Below are 16,964 nucleotides of genomic sequence, written 5' to 3'. Positions count from 1 at the left end.
TATCGACCACCTATTTTCCTATGCAGAAGCGCGAGAATATTCCGTCGAGAACATCTTCGACACCAATCTTGCCGATGAGTCCTTCCAACTCAAATATCGCTTCCCGCAATCTCATTGCGACGACTTCGGGAATTGAAACGGCGCCGCCAAGTCCCTTGAGCGCGGCAACCGCTCTTTGCAAAGCAAGCCGCTGTCGTTCGTTTACTGCAATATGATCGTCGCCGGCCGTGAAGGAGGTTGCGACGAAATTTTCCATGCGCCGGAGCAGTTCGTCCACATGATAGCCGGAATGGACCGAAATTGGCAGAGTGACGTCGTCCGCTTTCGCTGCACGGTCATCGAGAGATTCTTCGCGGCCGCTATCGCACTTGGTGTAGAGCCTCCAAACGGCCATGCCAGCAAATTCGGCAGGCGGAGGGACGATTTCACGACGATCACAAAGCCAAAGAATTAGATCGGCCGTTCGCGACCGTTCGATGGCGCGCGTGACGCCAATAGCTTCAATCTTGTCCGAAGAAGATCGAATCCCCGCGCTATCCACGAGATTGACGAGGTAGCCATTCAGATCCAGACGAACTTCTATCAGGTCTCGCGTCGTTCCAGGCAAGTCGGAGACAATCGCGATCTCCCGGCACGAGAGTTCATTGAGCAGAGTTGATTTTCCCGCATTGGGCGGACCAGAAATCAATACGGTCAACCCGCTCCGCAATATCTCCCCGCGCGCGTGGGTTGCGATATAGCGAGACATGGAAGACAGGAGGTGTTCCGTCGTCTGAACAATGAAAGCGTTTTCATAAAGCAGGACATCATCTTCGTCAGAAAAATCCAAGCTGCCTTCAATTGCAACAGCCATGGCAAGCAGTTGCTCACGCCAGCCATTGACGACAGTCTGAAATTTTCCAGAGAGGGAGGCGATCCCTAATTTTCGCTGCTGCTCGGTTTCGGCTGAAATGAGATCGGCTAACGACTCGACTTCGATAAGGTTCATCTTGCCGTTTTCGAGCGCTCGCCGCGAGAACTCGCCTCGGGTCGAAATTCGCGTCGCTGGAAAGGCGCCGAGCGCGTCGATCAGTCTCGCAACCACAGCCTTGGAGCCGTGAATGGAAAATTCCGCGGAGTCTTCGCCCGTAAAACTGTTGGGCGATGGAAACCAGGTTACGATAGCGCGGTCGATAACCTCTATCGAGACGGGATCTCGGAGCGCAAGCAGTGTCGCCTTACGCGGTTCTGGCACTCTGCCAGCTAACGCAGAAACGATTTCTTGGGTGCGGATTCCGGAGAGACGGATAACGGCCAGCGCAGCGGTGCCCGGCGGCGTAGCGAGCGCGAAAATTGTGTCATCAGCCGCAGTCGAGGCCATGCCGATCCTTGGACGAGATGCCGATGTTTCACGTGAAACATCGGCATCTCTCTGCTTCTTTAGGTGTTCATCGAATCGAAGAAGGCGCTGTTGCCCTTCGGCGTTTCTCTGAGCTTACCCAACAAGAACTCCGCAGCATCCACCGTGCCCATCGGGTTGAGAATTCTCCGGAGGACGTAGGTTTTCTTGAGGAGATCCGTCGGGACCAGCAATTCTTCCTTACGCGTGCCCGACCTGGTGATGTCGATCGCCGGAAACACCCGCTTGTCCGCCACTTTGCGATCCAGAATAATTTCCGAATTGCCCGTACCTTTGAATTCCTCAAAGATCACTTCGTCCATTCTCGACCCGGTCTCGATCAGCGCGGTCGCAATAATTGTCAGAGAGCCGCCCTCTTCGATATTACGCGCAGCGCCGAAAAACCGTTTCGGGCGCTGCAACGCGTTTGCATCGACGCCACCTGTCAGGACTTTGCCCGACGACGGAACGACCGTGTTGTAGGCTCGGCCCAGACGGGTGATCGAATCGAGCAAAATGACGACATCGCGTCTGTGCTCGACGAGACGCTTGGCCTTTTCGATCACCATTTCCGCGACTTGCACATGGCGAACGGCCGGCTCATCGAAGGTGGAGGAAATCACCTCGCCTTTGACCGAGCGCTGCATGTCAGTCACTTCTTCCGGGCGTTCGTCAATCAACAAAACAATCAGGTAGCACTCGGGATGATTTGTTGTGATCGACTGCGCGATATTCTGAAGAATCACCGTCTTGCCGGTCCGAGGCGGAGCGACGATCAATGCGCGCTGGCCCTTGCCAATCGGCGCGACAATATCAATGATTCGGGCCGACAGATCCCGCCGTGTGGGATCTTCAAGTTCCAGCTTCAATCGTTCATTCGGATAGAGCGGCGTAAGATTGTCGAAGTGAACCTTGTGCCGCACCTTCTCGGGATCTTCGAAATTAATCGAATTGACCTTCAGGAGCGCGAAATAACGTTCACCTTCCTTCGGACTGCGGATCAGCCCTTCAACGGTGTCGCCGGTTCTAAGACCGAAGCGCCGGATTTGCGAAGGAGAAATGTAAATATCGTCTGGCCCTGCGAGATAATTCGCATCGGATGACCTCAAAAAGCCAAATCCGTCTGAAAGAACCTCGACGACGCCTTCTCCGACAATTTCAATTTCTCGGGAAGCCAATTGCTTCAATATCGCAAACATCAATTCCTGCTTGCGCATGATTGAGGCGTTCTCGACCTCATGTTCCTCCGCAAAAGCGAGCAGCTCGGTTGGCGACTTGGCTTTCAACGAGTGAAGTTTAATCTCGCGCATGCGACAGATATCTCTATATTCAGGAATGGACGCTTGCACCCGCGCCGTAACGTTCAATCAGTTTTAAACGTATCGGTTGTAGCGGCGAAGTGGCGTCTCAATGAGGAGGGAGGCTGACTACTTAATATCAATCGACGATGGAATCAACCATACTCACAAACGACAATTGATATTTTAGTAATTTGGTGGAGCCAGACGGAATCGAACCGACGACCTCTTCAATGCCATTGAAGCGCTCTCCCAACTGAGCTATGGCCCCGTACCGGCTTGGGGTTTATCGCGTCGCCGCGAAGCACCGGTAGGGCGTCTATAACGACACTGGTCATCGACCACAAGCGTTTTTGGCGGAAGGATGAAAAAAATTTCCAAACGACGGCGGATCCGACGATCCGGTCGAAGGAGGCGAGGCGCAATCCCGCTTGGTTAACAAATCCTTCAGGAAAGATTTTAAGATTTTGTTAATTCTTTTATGGCGGCTGTTTTGAGGCATCCAACGCTGTCCACAAACTATCCCCAACCGGGCCGGGCGCATACGCCCGCCGACCAGAGAGTCGACGCCGCGAGACAGTCATAATTAATCTATCTAAAACAATATTTTGTGGATTTGCCCTTTTGTGATTGGGCGAGTTGCCAACCCTCTTCCCTGAGAGGGTCGGGAGTCAACGCACAAGCGCGAGGGTGTGAACAGATCATGGCGCCTATGCACGCCCGCCCGCTTCCTGTTGGTTAATGGATAGTTAATCACATGAGACGGCGGTGCATGTGGATAAGCACCCAGCCGCCAAGGGCGTCGATGCGAAACGAGGCGATATCGGCCCGACGGGCATTCGATTCCAATGCTAACAAACACGACGGCGTACGCGCTTCTTGTCAATAAACGTGGAATCGGGACCTCAGTTTGCATGCAATGGGAGCTCCTGGGTTCACACAGTTGCTCAACGACAGCTCGCGCCCGCGCGGGGCCTGTAGGGGTGTCAGGAGTGATCCGTGAACCGCCAGCTCTCGTTGCCGGTTTCTACGATGTCGCAATGATGCGTCAGGCGGTCGAGAAGGGCGTCGTCATCTTGGCGTCTCCGAAGGCGAGATGGGTGGTGCAGATCACGGGAGCTCATTGCTAAAGCTGGCGGGCGAGTCGGCGCGCGCTGGAGCGTGAGCGCGTCCGGCGTGGCGATGGTAAGCAGAGACGGCGGCGCGCCAGCAAATTCAGAATGACGTCGGCGGAATGGACGTTATCGGCGGGCGCCTCGGCGCAGGCGGCTTCGACCCCCGCCAAACCGTCGTCGGAGTGGGCGAGCGTTTTCCGAATCTGCTCGAGGGCTCCCGGCCGAAGCCAGTTCTTGAAGGGAGTGCCGTTGCGCAATGCGCCCGGCCTTGTCGCCAGTATCGTCCTTGGCCGGCGGCGGCGGTCCAATGGCCTGCCTGGGCGACAACTTCGAGGAGTACAAGCAGACGACAAAGACCGGCGCGATCGCAGCGCACGACCTCAAGCTCTGCCCGCTGGTCATGCGGGTCATTGGTATGAAGGGCGTCTGGAACATGGACGCGCGCGCGAGTGGCATTTCGGCCAATGATGACGCCGACGCGGACCAAGACGACATCATGGCGCAGGCCGCGCATTCACAAGTTTCAACGATGGCCCGATACGTTCGAGGGACTATCGGGACGTTACGGAAGGTCGCGAATCTGAGGGCCGCGCATCGCGCGGATCGCAAGCCGAACGATTAATGGGGAACGGGAGGACCGGATAGATCAGCGGTAGGCCGACAATCGATTGAAATTATTCGCTTGATTGGAGCGGGCGATGGGAATCGAACCCACGACATACAGCTTGGGAAGCTGTCGTTCTACCACTGAACTACGCCCGCAATAATCCCACTCTTAACCCGCTCCGCGCCGTCCTTCAACGGGGTGTGCGAAAATGTTTAGACAATTTCAGCCCCTGCGCTTGATAGTTCGAGCCGAGACGCGCGCCATAGAGATTGTGGGGCGTTTCCATCATTCTTTCATAAACCAACCAGCCGACCGCCTGTCCGTCCTGGAGGATGAACGGCACGTCGTGCGAGCGGACCTCCAAGACCGCACGGGCGCCGGCGCCGCCGGCTTCCTCGGCGCCAAAGCCCGGATCGAAGAAACCCGCGTAATGAACACGGAACTCGCCAACCAACGGATCAAACGGCGTCATCTCCGCCGCATGGTCCGGCGGCACGCGCACGGCCTCCTTGGAGGCGAGAATGTAGAATTCGCCGGGGTCCAACACCAGTTCGCCGCCGCCGCGGGAAAAAATCGGCTCCCAGAAATCGGCGGCGTCGCAGGACGCGGTCCGGTCGACGTCGATCAGGCCCGTGTGGCGCTTGGCCCGATAGCCGACCAGTCCGCCCTCAAACCCTGAGAGATCAATGGAGACGGGAATGCCTCCGGCGAAATCGGGATTGGCGTTGGACACCAGTTTTTCGCGGGCGTGCAAGGCGGCGTGGCCGGCGCCGTCCAGCTTTGTGTTGCCGCGCCGAAACCGGATTTGCGACAAGCGGGAATTTTCGCGCGCCAGGATGGGAAAGGTGCGCGGTGAGATTTCCGCATACAGCGGGCCGCTATAGCCGGGCTCAATCGTGTCGAAGCCGCGGGCGCGGTCGGCGATCACCCGGGTGAAGACGTCGATGCGGCCGGTCGAGCTTTTGGGGTTGGCGGCGGCCGAAATGTCCTTGGGCAGCGCCAGGCTTTCCGACAGTTCCGCCAGATAGACGCAATTCGTCTCCAACACGGCGCCGGCGCTCAAATTGATCTCGTGCAACGCGTGGCGTTTGATCGCGTCGCCGAGGCTTTTGCCGCCCGGCAGAAAAGAGGCGCGCATCCGCCAGGCGCGGCGCCCCAGGCGCAAATCCAGGCTCGCCGGCTGGATTTGATCGGCTGCGAACGGGGTTAACGGCAGAATGGCGCCATCCCGCGCCAGGGCTGCAATCTGGTGGGCCGCGAAAATGCCCTGTTTTTGTTGTTGTGTCCCGGCGGCCACGGCTTGCTCCCTCGCTGTCGCCCTGCAGTCCTAGCGCCGCGAGCGCACGTCGTCAAAAAGCGCTGCGCCCCAGCCTTGACTCCACCCGGACCCGCTCCTATTTAGAGGACGCTTGTTAGCACTCGTTCGAAGTGAGTGCTAACAAGCCTTCCCTTTCACCCCGGCCTGTCGGCCGGCGGATCAAACAAACAAAGGACCTTATCATGGCCTTCCGTCCCCTCCATGACCGCGTCGTTGTCAAGCGCCTCGATGGCGAAGAGAAGACCAAGGGCGGCATCATCATCCCGGACACCGCCAAGGAAAAGCCGCAGGAAGGCGAAATCGTCGCCGTCGGCCCCGGCGCCCGTGACGATGCTGGCAAGCTTTCTCCGCTCGACGTCAAGGCCGGCGACCGCGTGCTGTTCGGTAAGTGGTCGGGCACCGAAGTCAAGATCGACGGCCAGGACCTGTTGATCATGAAGGAATCCGACATCCTCGGTGTAATCGCCTGATTACACCCGGCTTGATCGGCTGATCCTTCCCCTCAATCATTCTTATTGGAGCTAAACATGGCTGCTAAAGACGTCCGCTTTTCCACCGACGCCCGCGACCGCCTGCTGCGCGGCGTGGAAGTCCTCGCCAATGCGGTGAAGGTCACGCTCGGCCCGAAGGGCCGTAATGTCGTGATCGAAAAATCCTTCGGCGCCCCGCGCATCACCAAGGACGGCGTGACCGTCGCCAAGGAAATCGAACTGTCCGACAAGTTCGAGAACCTCGGTGCCCAGATGGTCCGCGAAGTCGCTTCCAAGCAGAACGATATCGCCGGCGACGGCACCACCACCGCGACCGTGCTGGCCGCCGCCATCGTCAAGGAAGGCGCCAAGGCTGTGGCCGCCGGCCTCAATCCGATGGATCTGAAGCGCGGCGTTGACCTGGCTGTGGAAGCCATCGTCGCCGACCTCAAGAAGAACTCCAAGAAGGTCACCTCCAACGACGAGATCGCCCAGGTCGGCACCATCTCGGCCAATGGCGACACCTTCATCGGCCAGGAAATCGCCAAGGCGATGCAGAAGGTCGGCAACGAGGGCGTGATCACGGTTGAAGAGGCCAAGAGCCTGGAGACCGAGACCGACATCGTCGAAGGCATGCAGTTCGACCGCGGCTACCTCAGCCCCTACTTCGTCACCAACGCCGAGAAGATGATCGCGGAGTTGGAAGACCCCTACATTCTCATCCACGAGAAGAAGCTCTCGACCCTGCAGCCGCTGCTGCCGGTTCTCGAAGCCGTCGTCCAGACCGGCAAGCCGCTCCTGATCGTCGCTGAAGACGTCGAAGGCGAGGCTCTGGCCACCCTGGTCGTCAACAAGCTGCGTGGCGGCCTCAAGATCGCCGCCGTCAAGGCGCCGGGCTTCGGCGACCGCCGCAAGGCCATGCTGGAAGACATCGCCATCCTGACCGCCGGCACGGTGATCTCGGAAGACGTTGGCATCAAGCTCGAGAACGTCACCCTCGCCCTGCTCGGCCGCGCCAAAAAGGTTCGCCTCGACAAGGAGAACACCACGATCGTCGACGGCCTCGGCGAGAAGAAGGACATCGAGGCCCGCATCGCCCAGATCAAGGCGCAGGTCGAGGAAACCACCTCGGACTACGACCGTGAGAAGCTGCAGGAGCGTCTGGCCAAGCTCGCGGGCGGCGTCGCCATCATCCGCGTCGGCGGCGCGACCGAAGTCGAAGTGAAGGAAAAGAAGGACCGCGTGGAAGACGCGCTGAACGCCACCCGCGCCGCGGTGGAAGAAGGCGTGCTGCCGGGCGGCGGCGTGGCCCTGCTGCGCGCCATCAAGGCGCTCGACGCGGTCCAGACCACCAATGCCGACCAGAAGACGGGCGTGGACATCGTTCGCAAGGCGATCCAGTCTCCGGCCCGCCAGATCGTCGACAACGCCGGCGCCGATGGCGCAGTGGTTGTCGGCAAGCTGCTGGAATCCAATGACTACGCCTTCGGCTTCGACGCCCAGTCGGGTCAGTATGTCGATATGGTCAAGAAGGGCATCATTGACCCGACCAAGGTTGTGCGCACTGCGATCCAGGACGCCGCTTCGGTTTCCGGCCTGCTGATCACCACCGAAGCCATCATTGTCGAGGCCCCGAAGAAAGACGCCGGTCCGGCTCTGCCTCCCGGCGGCGGCATGGGCGGCATGGACTTCTGAGCGACATTCGCTTTCAATTTTGAGAAAGGCCGCCTTAACAGGCGGCCTTTTGCTTTGGGCGCTTGCAATGGAAACCATTTGCGAACAAGGTCGCGTTCCGGAGGTGGAAGAAACTTGACCTATGTCATTTAACACAAGTGACCAACGCCACTTTCGCATCCGCAGCAGGCGGACTAACGGTCAGATTTGTTAGCTGCTTCGCAGATGTTAACCGGAAGGGACTCCGCCGACGTCCTGGCCGGAGGGAACAATGGATCAATATAATTCCGCCAAGTCTGTCGCGTCCACGAAGGCCGCCGTTTCGGCGCCGGCTGAAGAAAGTCGGACCGTGACCCGCGTCGAATTGCTGGACGCCGTCTATAATGCTTGCCCGACATTATCGCGCGCGCAGGCTCGTGAAATTTTCGAGATGACCCTCGATGAAATCGTCGGCGCGCTGGTGCGCGACGATCCGGTCAAGCTGCGCGCTTTCGGCGCCTTCGCGGTGCGCTCCAAGCGCGAACGCGTCGGCCGCAATCCCCGCACGGGCGTCGAAGCCAAGATCACGGCGCGACGGGTGCTGACGTTTAAGGCCTCGCCGACCCTCATCGCAAAAATCAACGGGGACGCCGCCGTCGAGGAATAATTCAGGACGCGCGTCTGCTGGTTTGCTGATGTTGGCGCTGAAATTCTCCTGACGGGAGAGTTTCAGCGCAATTTTTTTGAGTGTAAAATTCAGGCGGTGAGCCTGACGCCGAGGATTTGCGCGTAAAAGGCGACGATTTTTCCCGCCTCTTGCGCGATGTCATGGCGCGCCTGCGCCTTTTCGCGCGCGCGCGCGCCCATCGCCGCGGCTTTATCGGGATCGGCGAGCAAGGGCTCCATGGCCGCCGCGAGCGCGTCGACATCGTCCGGCGGAACCAGAAAACCGGTGTCGCCATCGGCCACCAGCTGCGCCGCGGCGCCTGTTCGCGTGGCGACTACGGCCGTCCCGCTGGCCATGGCTTCGAGCGGCGTCAGACCGAAACCCTCCCAGCGCATGGGCGCGACATAGAGCGTAACCAGCGCGAACCAGTGCGGCATCTTCTCGCGCGGCTGCTCGCCGAGGAACAGAATGCGCGGCTCCAATCCGGCGGCGGCGATTTTCGCCTTCAGTCCGGCGACAAAGTCTTCATTTTCGGGGGTGATCAGGCCGGTCAGCAGCAGCGTCGCGTCGGGATATTTCGGCAGCAGCCGCAGCGCCGCCTCCACCAGCACATCCGTGCCCTTTTGCGCGCGGATGCGGCCGAAGCAGCCGACGCCAAAGCGTCCGGGAAGCCCGGCCTTGCGCCATTCGGCGGCGCGATCGGCCAAAGGCTGAAATCGCCCGATGTCGACGCCATGGTGAATGACGATGCAGGGGACTTCCAAGTAGGAAGCCGAAGCCTCCGAGGTCGCGATCACCCCGTCGATGCGGCGCAGCATCCAACGTGTGAAGTGGCTCTGCCGACGCTGGCCAGCCCAGGTGAAAATGATTTTCCACGGCTGGCGCAGGACGTGTTTCAACAGCAGGCCGACGATGATTTCGTCGTTGCGGCGGGCGTGCCAGAGCCGATGGCCGCCGCACGGCGGCCGCGACCATCCGCGTGACAAAATTTGCCAGAAGGAGATTTTGGGCGTTTCCGGGGGAAGGTGCGCGCCGACGCACGCCACCGGCGCGAGGCGCGCCACATGCGGCGCCAGCGCCAGAATGGTGGAGGTCACGCCGGAATAGCGCCAGTGCAGGTTGGGCGTGACCGCGAGCAGGCGCCGTAGGTCGGGTTTTTCCGGCGCCATTCGGCTCAACGCGTCTCGGCGTGCGCTTCGATCCGGGCGATCTTCTTCGTCGGTTCGGACTTTGCGCTGATCGTCTTCATCATCGGCTTGACCGCCTGCGGGTGTGCCGACACAGCTTTCTCGGACGGGAGCTTGACCGGCGCCGTCGCCATTTTGGCGTGTGCGGCCACAGGAGAAACGACCGCAGGCTTGGCGGCGCTCTCCATCCTCGTTTGCGTCTGCTGCGCAATCTTCATCGTCAAGGCCGAAGGCGCGGCCCGCGCCTTGTCGCCCTTGCCGGCGTCGAGCGCCACTTCCACGGGTTCGGTCAGCGCATCGGGACGGCTGACTTCGTGCTCGGCGATGTTGGCGAAAACCGGATTTTGCCCGCCATCCTTATAGACGAGCCGCACCGGGCGTTCGCCCTGTTTCACCAAAGCCGCGACTTGAATTTCGTCGGCGCGTTCGCGCTGGGCCACAAGCGATTCGACTTCAGGTTCGGCCGCCGCCAGCGCGGGACAAGGTCCTTCGGCGTCGAGCGGCTGACCATTGGCGGGCTTCATCCCGAATACGTAATGCGCGTCGCAGACGCCGACGCTCACCTCGCGATGGGTCGCTTCGAAATGATCGGCGCCTTTCTTCAGCTCCTTCCAGAATGGCATGTTCGGATCCATCCGGAATTTGGCGAGATTGGTCGCGTTCAAATGGAACGGCAGCGCCTGCATCTGGATGGCGCGCTGGCCCCCAGAAAAACTTTCGCGCGCGAGCGCGTAGATTTCGGCGATCTGCTTGTCCGTCATCGAGAAACAGCCGGCGGACGAACAGACGCCATGCACCATCACCGCCCCGCCCGTCGCGCCATGCGCGCGATCATAGGCGTTGGGATAGCCGACGTTGAAGGACAGATAATAAGCCGAGTTCGGATTCATTTGCCCCGGCGTGATGGAATAGAATCCCTCCGGCGATTGCCGGTCGCCTTCGCGGCGCTTCGGGCCGAGCTGGCCCGACCAGCGGCAGATCGGAAATGTTTTCAGCAGGACATAAGTCCCGTCCCCCCGCATTTTCCAGACTTCCAGCTCGGATTCTTTCTTGTAGGCGCGAATCAGCATGGGCGCGTCCGCGGACACGCCCTTTTCCGCCAGCAGCGCCACGGTCTCGCTCGAAAGCGCCTGCATGGCGCGGTCGTTGCCTCCGACGGTGTTGCAGCCGGACAGCGCGCTCAACGCGCCCAGCCCAAACAGGGCCGCGCCGCGCGACATCGGCGGGTGGCCGGAAAGACGGAAAAATCCTGCGCTCATGTTCAGTCCATCCCCGCGCGCGCCGTCACGTCCTTCGTACGCCATCGGTTGTTTCGTTTTGGACGAAGGTCAGTTGCGGCGCGTCGCGTCAGAAGGTTTACCGCTCTTAAACTTACCTCATCCTTACCGGACCGGGAGGGAATTCCCATAAATGGTGAAGGAATCCTTAAGCCAAACGGCTTGTAAGCATACACGGCAATGCGGCGGGAATCAGACCTTGCGCCCGATCGCCAGGAACTTCTCCTGACGGGTCGCGCGCACCTCATCGGGCGTCATGTCGGCGAAACGCGCCAGGGCGCTGGCCACGGCGTCGCCGACCGAGCGAATGGCCGCCGCGGGGTCGCGATGGGCGCCGCCAACCGGTTCGGCGATGATGCCGTCGATAATGCCGAATTTCATCAGATCCTGCGCCGTGATTTTCATGCTGGTCGCGGCGTCCTGAGCACGGCTCGAATCGCGCCAGAGAATCGAAGCCGAGGCTTCGGGCGAAGCCACCGTGTAGATCGAGTGCTCCAGCATCAGGACCGTGTTGCAGGCGGCGATGCCCAGCGCGCCGCCCGAGCCGCCCTCGCCGATCACGGTGGCGACATTGGGCGTGCCCTGCACCAACGCGGCCTCGGTGGCGCGGGCGATGGCCTCCGCCTGTCCGCGCTCCTCAGCCTCGACGCCGGGAAAGGCGCCGGCCGTATCGACAAAGGACACGACGGGAAGCCCGAACCGGTCGGCCAGTTCCATGATGCGCACGGCCTTGCGGTAGCCTTCCGGCTTGACCATGCCGAAATTGTGCTTGAGGCGCGAACTGGTGTCGAACCCCTTTTCCTGGCCGATCACCGCGACCGACTGGCCGCGAAAGCGCCCGAGGCCGCAGAGGATGGCCTCGTCCTCGGCGAACTTCCGATCGCCCGCCAGCGGCGTGAAATCTTCGATCAGCCCGGCGACATAATCGACGCAATGCGGGCGTTGCGGATGCCGCGCCACCTGCGTCTTCTGCCAGGGCGTCAGGGTCGCGTAGAGATCGGCGAGCGCCTTGGCGGCCTTGGCCTCGAGTTTGGCGAGTTCTTCGCCAATATTCGGCGAATCCTTCTTCTCGGACAAGGCGCGCAGGTCTTCGACCCGAGCTTCGAGTTCGGCGACGGGTTTTTCGAAATCGAGGTAGGAAGCCATTTGCCTTTTAGCCTTGCGGGAGACCCGGAAACGCTGGCGTCGCCGCGCCGGAAAGCGCGCGGAACCTGTCGATTTCCGCGCGGGAAGTCAAGTGAGGCGCGTTGTGACGGCGCCGCGGGGTCGCCTTAGAATTTCAGGGCCCGCGTCAGCTTGACGCCAGGAAGCTCCGAAATTCCGGCGAAGACTTTTTCGGGCACGCCGCCGTCGATCGCCACCAGAGCGATGGCCGAACCGCCCTCGGCGTCGCGTCCGAGCGCAAAAGTCGCGATATTGACGCCGGCCTCGCCCAACAGGCTGGCGAACCGGCCGATGAAACCGGGCTTGTCGGCGTTGGAGACGAAGATCATGGACGGCGCGAACTCGGCCTCGGCGCGAATGCCGGAGATGGAGACGACACGCGGCTTGCCGTCATTGAACACGGCGCCGGACAGCGAAAACACGCCGCCTTCGCTCTCGACCGACAGGCTGAGCAGCGAATCATAATCGCCTTCGGCCGCGCGGACGGTTTCGTCAATCACGATCCCGCGCTCGCGCGCGACCGCCGGGGCGGACACGACATTCACGTCGGTCAGCATCGGACGCAGGAATCCCGCCAGCGCGGCGGCGGTCAACGCCTTGGTCTTGAGTTCGCCGACAGCGCCCTCATAGGTGATGGTCAGTTTCTTCACGCCGACGTCGGTCATCTGCCCGGCGAAGGAGCCGAGCTTTTCCGCCAGCGTGATGAAGGGCGTCAGCTTGGGCGCCTCTTCCGCCGTGATGTTGGGGAAGTTGATGGCGTTGGTGATGGCGCCGCGCGTCAGATAATCGGCGATCTGCTCCGCCACCTGCAGCGCGACATTTTCCTGCGCCTCGTTGGTGGAGGCGCCGAGATGCGGCGTGCAGATCATATTGGGATGGCCAAACAGGACATTGCTGGTCGCGGGCTCCTCGACGAACACGTCGAAGGCCGCGCCGGCGACATGGCCGCTGTCCAGAGCTGCGCGCAGGGCCGCCTCGTCCACCAGACCGCCGCGGGCGCAATTGATGATGCGCACGCCCTTCTTGGTCTTGGCGAGATTTTCGGCGGAAAGAATGTTCTTCGTCTGCGGCGTCATCGGCGTGTGCAGCGTGATGAAATCGGCCCGCGCCAGCAAATCGGCGAGTTCGACCTTTTCCACGCCGATGTTCTTGGCGCGCTCCGCCGACAGAAAGGGGTCGAAAGCGATCACGCGCATTTTCAGGCCGAGCGCGCGGTCGGCGACGATGGCGCCGATGTTGCCGCAGCCGATCACGCCCAGCACCTTGCCGGTGATCTCGACGCCCATGAAGCGATTCTTCTCCCATTTGCCCGCCTGCGTGGAGGCGTCGGCCGCGGGGATCTGCCGGGCGAGCGCCAGCATGAGGGAAATCGCATGTTCGGCGGTGGTGATGGAATTGCCGAAGGGCGTGTTCATCACGATGATGCCGCGCGCGGTGGCGGCGGGAATGTCGACATTGTCCACGCCAATGCCCGCGCGTCCCACGACTTTCAGATTCTTCGCGTTTTCGAGAATTTTCGGCGTGACCTTGGTCGCCGAGCGGATCGCCAGCCCGTCATAGTCGCCGATGATCGCGGCGAGTTTTTCCTTGTCCTTGCCGAGCGCCGGCTGGAAATCGACCTCGACGCCGCGCTCCTTGAAAATGGCCAGCGCAGCCGGAGAGAGAGCGTCGGAAATCAGAACGCGAGGGGCCATCGAACAGTCCTCATCATCGGGAATGCTTGAGCAAAAAGCCCCGCTCCGGGCGTCATCCAAAGCGGGGCTGGCAGATCATGGGAGGGCGAGGCCCTCAGGCAGCGAGTTCGGCCTTGGCGGTCGCAAAGGCCCAATCCAGCCATTGCGTGAGCAGCGCCACGTCCGACGCCTCGACCGTCGCGCCGCACCAGACGCGCAGGCCGGGAGGGGCGTCGCGATAGGCGCCGATGTCGTAAGCCGCCTTTTCCTTCTCCAGCAACGCCGCCAGCTTCTTGGCGAAAGCCGCCTGATCTTCCGCCGAGCGGGAGGCGATCGCGGGATCGATCACCTTCAGGCAGACCGACGTGTTGGAGCGGATTGACGCATCCTTGGCGAGGAAGGCCGCCCAGCCGCTCTTGGCGACCCAGTCGGCCAGAACCTTGGTGTTGGCGTCGGCGCGGGCGACGAGGCCGTCGAGACCGCCCAGGCCCTTGGCCCAGCTGAGCGCGTCAATATAATCCTCGACGCAGAGCATGGAGGGCGTGTTGATGGTCTCGCCTTGGAAAATGCCCTCGATCACCTTGCCGCCCTTGGTCATGCGGAAGATTTTCGGCATCGGCCAGGCCGGCGTATAGGATTCGAGACGCTCGACGGCGCGGGGCGACAGGATCAGCACGCCATGCGCGCCTTCGCCGCCCAGAGCCTTCTGCCAGGAGAAGGTGACGACGTCGAGTTTTTGCCAGTCGAGCCGCTGCGCAAAAGCGGCGGAGGTCGAATCGGCGAAGGTCAGACCCTTGCGATCGGCCGCGATCCAATCGCCATTGGGGACGCGCACGCCGGAGGTGGTGCCGTTCCAGGTGAAGATCACGTCATTGTCGAAATTCACCGAGGCGAGATCGGAGATTTCGCCATAGGGCGCCTTGAGAACGCGCGTATCCTTGAGCTTGAGCTGCTTGAGGATGTCGGTAACCCAGCCTTCGCCAAAGCTTTCCCAGGCGAGCGCGTCCACGGGGCGCGAACCGAGCAGCGACCACATGGCCATTTCGACGGCGCCGGTGTCGGACGCCGGCACGATGCCGATGCGATAATCAGCGGGAACCTGCAGAACCTCGCGGGTGAGCTCAATGGCGAGCTTCAGCTTCGCCTTGCCGACCTTGGCGCGGTGCGAGCGGCCGAGCGGCGCGTCCTTGAGCGCTTCGAACGACCATCCCGGGCGTTTGGCGCAGGGACCGGAGGAAAAATTCGGATTTTTCGGCAGAGCGGCGGGTTTTTGCATGGGCCATCCTCACAGATGGGCGCCTCGCGTTGGGGCGAGGTGTCCCGCAGCGGCGATTACGCTCCTGTCATCAAAGGGTCAAGCGACCAATGGACGCAGGGCGATTCGCGGAGAGCGCATGAATTCTCGGGAGGATCGTCGGGGGATCGCCCGTCGCTGGCGCCAATGGTCGTTGCGCCCCTCGTTCGTCTGGGCATGGCCCATCGATCCGTTGATGCGGCGCCAGAACTGGCGATGGCCGTTTGAAGAGGCTCGAAGGTCAAACCCGAACGCCGCCGAGAACAGCGGTAGAATGACAAAGTTATCGATTTAGGAGAGGGCGGCGCCAACTCCCTATGAAAAAGAGTTGGTGCCCAGGAGAGGACTCGAACCTCCACGTCCTTGCGAACGCCAGCACCTGAAGCTGGTGCGTCTACCAATTCCGCCACCTGGGCCCGAGGCGTCTTCTATGGGGGGCGGCGGTTCATGTCAACAGCGTAAGGGCGGCTTTTTCAAGAAAATGTCACGCCGCCTGCCTGAAGGCCGTCGCGGAGGCGTGGGAAGGCGCGGCGTTCCGGTTCAAATGCATGAGAATGGCGAGCAGAGTCTGGTTGTTCGTTTTCGACTCTTCCGGCATGCGGCGGAAGCGGCGAAGCGACAGATCGAGCAGTTCGGCCGCGACGTACCGATTGGCGGCCCCGCAAACGGCGACGTCAAGCCCAAGGCTGGCCGCCGTAGTCGCCAGCTTCGCTTCGTCCGCCCGGGCGGCTTCAAAGTCGCCCCGCACAAGCGAGGCCCAAAGCGTGAAGTGAAGCTGAGTGAGTTGCTTGAAGCTGGCCGAGCGCAGAGGGACATACTGGACGTAAAATTCCCTCAGACAATCATGCACGATGGGAAGACTCCATTCGAGCACGACCCGTTGCGACTGTCCTTCGATGAACATGTCGTCCCTCGCTGCGCCAAATCGATCGCATGCTCGGCGGCGGCGCGGTCCGGCGCCACCCCGTTGCTACAAGGACAACATTTTTACCTTAACAAACTCTTTATCGCGCCGCGCCGCCATCCATTTGCGCCAGCGCTTCCCGCAGCAACTCCAGATCTTGAGCACGGCAGAGGCGATGGTCGCCGTCACGGATCAGGGTCAGCGTCGCGGGATCGGCGGCGAGGTGCTCCAGCAGCTTCAGCCCATGGCGCCACGGCACGGATTCGTCCTTCATGCCCTGGAGAATGCGGACCGGGCACCCTGTGCGGACTTCGCCGCCGAGAACCGCGTTTCGCCGCCCGTCCTCGAAGAATTCTCTGGTGAAGACATTTTGCTCGTCGCGCCAGACGCCGTCGCGCGCCAGGGTCTGGCGCACCGGATCCGGAAGATTGGGCCAGATCAGTTCTTCGGAAAAATCCGGCGCCGGCGCGATCAGGATCATGCCCGCCAGGCGGCTGGTCTCTCCCAGCCTCGCCAGCGCGCGCGCCAGCAACAGCGCGATCCACCCGCCCATGGACGAGCCGATCACGATTTGCGGCCCCTGTGTGAGAGCGCGAAAAATCTGGCAGGCTTGGTCGGCCCAAAGCCCGATGGTCCCATCGGTGAATTCGCCGTCCGATTCGCCATGGCCGGAATAATCGAAGCGCAGGCAGGGCTTGCCACGTTCCGCTGCAAAGCCGTCGACGAATGTCGCTTTCGATCCCCGCATGTCCGAGCGGTAACCGCCAAGCCAGAACAGGCCGGGTCCAACGGCGCCCGCCCGCGAAAGAAAAGCCAGGCGCGGCTGTCCAGGTTCAGGAGAGAAGAACTGCGGGGCTTGTGTCATGAGTCATCCCGTGCGTCCGATGTGTTTCCCCGGCCATGAATGCGTTGGTAACGAATTCATGGTTAGCCTTGTGTGTTTACGCAGGAGCCCGGAC

The 16,964-nt window shown here is 61.3% G+C and carries 14 protein-coding genes, 3 tRNA genes and 2 pseudogenes; 4 read left to right on the top strand and 15 right to left on the bottom strand.

Features of this window, described 5'->3' with window-relative positions:
• Positions 1 to 10 precede the first annotated feature (10 nt).
• From mnmE to CFB24_RS23655, 5 genes and pseudogenes are all read right to left on the bottom strand, one after another.
• A complete protein-coding gene (gene mnmE, locus CFB24_RS17525; RefSeq protein ID WP_088521935.1) occupies positions 11 to 1,360 on the bottom strand; it encodes a tRNA uridine-5-carboxymethylaminomethyl(34) synthesis GTPase MnmE in 1,350 nt (449 codons plus the stop codon).
• Positions 1,361 to 1,419: 59 nt separating this feature from the next.
• Positions 1,420 to 2,688, bottom strand: a complete 1,269-nt coding sequence (gene rho, locus CFB24_RS17520) for a transcription termination factor Rho (protein ID WP_088521934.1) — start codon at positions 2,686 to 2,688, stop codon at positions 1,420 to 1,422.
• Between the two features lie 183 nt (positions 2,689 to 2,871).
• A tRNA-Ala gene (locus tag CFB24_RS17515) sits at positions 2,872 to 2,947 on the bottom strand.
• A gap of 715 nt (positions 2,948 to 3,662) precedes the next feature.
• Positions 3,663 to 3,790, bottom strand: a pseudogene (locus tag CFB24_RS17510) (ATP-binding protein); the annotation flags it as partial.
• An 81-nt stretch (positions 3,791 to 3,871) separates the two neighbouring features.
• Positions 3,872 to 4,072, bottom strand: a pseudogene (locus CFB24_RS23655) (IS21 family transposase); the annotation flags it as partial.
• 26 nt (positions 4,073 to 4,098) lie between these two features.
• Here CFB24_RS23655 and CFB24_RS17505 point away from each other — a divergent pair.
• On the top strand, positions 4,099 to 4,413 hold the full coding sequence (locus CFB24_RS17505; protein ID WP_176440458.1) for a hypothetical protein: 315 nt from the start codon (positions 4,099 to 4,101) through the stop codon (positions 4,411 to 4,413).
• Positions 4,414 to 4,478: 65 nt separating this feature from the next.
• Here the strand turns inward: CFB24_RS17505 and CFB24_RS17500 are convergent.
• Both CFB24_RS17500 and CFB24_RS17495 read right to left on the bottom strand, forming a co-directional pair.
• Positions 4,479 to 4,553 (bottom strand) — tRNA-Gly (locus CFB24_RS17500).
• 35 nt (positions 4,554 to 4,588) lie between these two features.
• On the bottom strand, positions 4,589 to 5,695 hold the full coding sequence (locus CFB24_RS17495) for a 2'-deoxycytidine 5'-triphosphate deaminase (RefSeq protein WP_088521933.1): 1,107 nt from the start codon (positions 5,693 to 5,695) through the stop codon (positions 4,589 to 4,591).
• Positions 5,696 to 5,898: 203 nt separating this feature from the next.
• Between CFB24_RS17495 and groES the strand changes: the two genes are divergently transcribed.
• The 3 genes from groES to CFB24_RS17480 all read left to right on the top strand — a co-directional run bounded on the left by groES (position 5,899) and on the right by CFB24_RS17480 (position 8,506).
• Positions 5,899 to 6,186, top strand: a complete 288-nt coding sequence (groES, locus tag CFB24_RS17490; protein WP_088521932.1) for a co-chaperone GroES — start codon at positions 5,899 to 5,901, stop codon at positions 6,184 to 6,186.
• Positions 6,187 to 6,243: 57 nt separating this feature from the next.
• Entirely contained in the window at positions 6,244 to 7,881 is a 1,638-nt protein-coding gene (groL, locus tag CFB24_RS17485) for a chaperonin GroEL (RefSeq protein WP_088521931.1), read from the top strand.
• 250 nt (positions 7,882 to 8,131) lie between these two features.
• The gene (locus tag CFB24_RS17480; protein WP_088521930.1) at positions 8,132 to 8,506 is read left to right on the top strand and encodes an integration host factor subunit alpha; all 375 of its coding nucleotides are present in this window, start codon (positions 8,132 to 8,134) and stop codon (positions 8,504 to 8,506) included.
• Positions 8,507 to 8,595: 89 nt separating this feature from the next.
• Here CFB24_RS17480 and CFB24_RS17475 read toward each other — a convergent pair whose 3' ends face one another.
• The 8 genes from CFB24_RS17475 to CFB24_RS17440 all read right to left on the bottom strand — a co-directional run bounded on the left by CFB24_RS17475 (position 8,596) and on the right by CFB24_RS17440 (position 16,870).
• Complete coding sequence (locus CFB24_RS17475) at positions 8,596 to 9,675, bottom strand: glycosyltransferase family 4 protein (RefSeq protein WP_088521929.1); 1,080 nt, start codon at positions 9,673 to 9,675, stop codon at positions 8,596 to 8,598.
• A 5-nt stretch (positions 9,676 to 9,680) separates the two neighbouring features.
• Positions 9,681 to 10,952, bottom strand: a complete 1,272-nt coding sequence (locus CFB24_RS17470) for a L,D-transpeptidase family protein (RefSeq protein ID WP_141098482.1) — start codon at positions 10,950 to 10,952, stop codon at positions 9,681 to 9,683.
• Between the two features lie 210 nt (positions 10,953 to 11,162).
• Positions 11,163 to 12,116, bottom strand: a complete 954-nt coding sequence (locus tag CFB24_RS17465; protein ID WP_088521927.1) for an acetyl-CoA carboxylase carboxyltransferase subunit alpha — start codon at positions 12,114 to 12,116, stop codon at positions 11,163 to 11,165.
• A gap of 125 nt (positions 12,117 to 12,241) precedes the next feature.
• Complete coding sequence (gene serA / locus CFB24_RS17460; protein WP_088521926.1) at positions 12,242 to 13,828, bottom strand: phosphoglycerate dehydrogenase; 1,587 nt, start codon at positions 13,826 to 13,828, stop codon at positions 12,242 to 12,244.
• A gap of 94 nt (positions 13,829 to 13,922) precedes the next feature.
• Entirely contained in the window at positions 13,923 to 15,083 is a 1,161-nt protein-coding gene (locus CFB24_RS17455; RefSeq protein ID WP_088521925.1) for a phosphoserine transaminase, read from the bottom strand.
• A 347-nt stretch (positions 15,084 to 15,430) separates the two neighbouring features.
• Positions 15,431 to 15,517, bottom strand: a tRNA-Leu gene (locus CFB24_RS17450).
• Between the two features lie 68 nt (positions 15,518 to 15,585).
• Positions 15,586 to 16,005 (bottom strand): hypothetical protein, encoded by a 420-nt coding sequence (locus CFB24_RS17445; protein ID WP_088521924.1) that lies wholly within the window; start codon positions 16,003 to 16,005, stop codon positions 15,586 to 15,588.
• A gap of 100 nt (positions 16,006 to 16,105) precedes the next feature.
• Entirely contained in the window at positions 16,106 to 16,870 is a 765-nt protein-coding gene (locus CFB24_RS17440) for an alpha/beta hydrolase (protein WP_088521923.1), read from the bottom strand.
• Positions 16,871 to 16,964: the final 94 nt, after the last annotated feature.

It is taken from the genome of Rhodoblastus acidophilus (genome assembly GCF_900187365.1).
GTDB classification, from domain to species: Bacteria; Pseudomonadota; Alphaproteobacteria; order Rhizobiales; family Beijerinckiaceae; genus Rhodoblastus; species Rhodoblastus acidophilus.
This window is presented reverse-complemented; position numbering and strand designations above follow the sequence as displayed.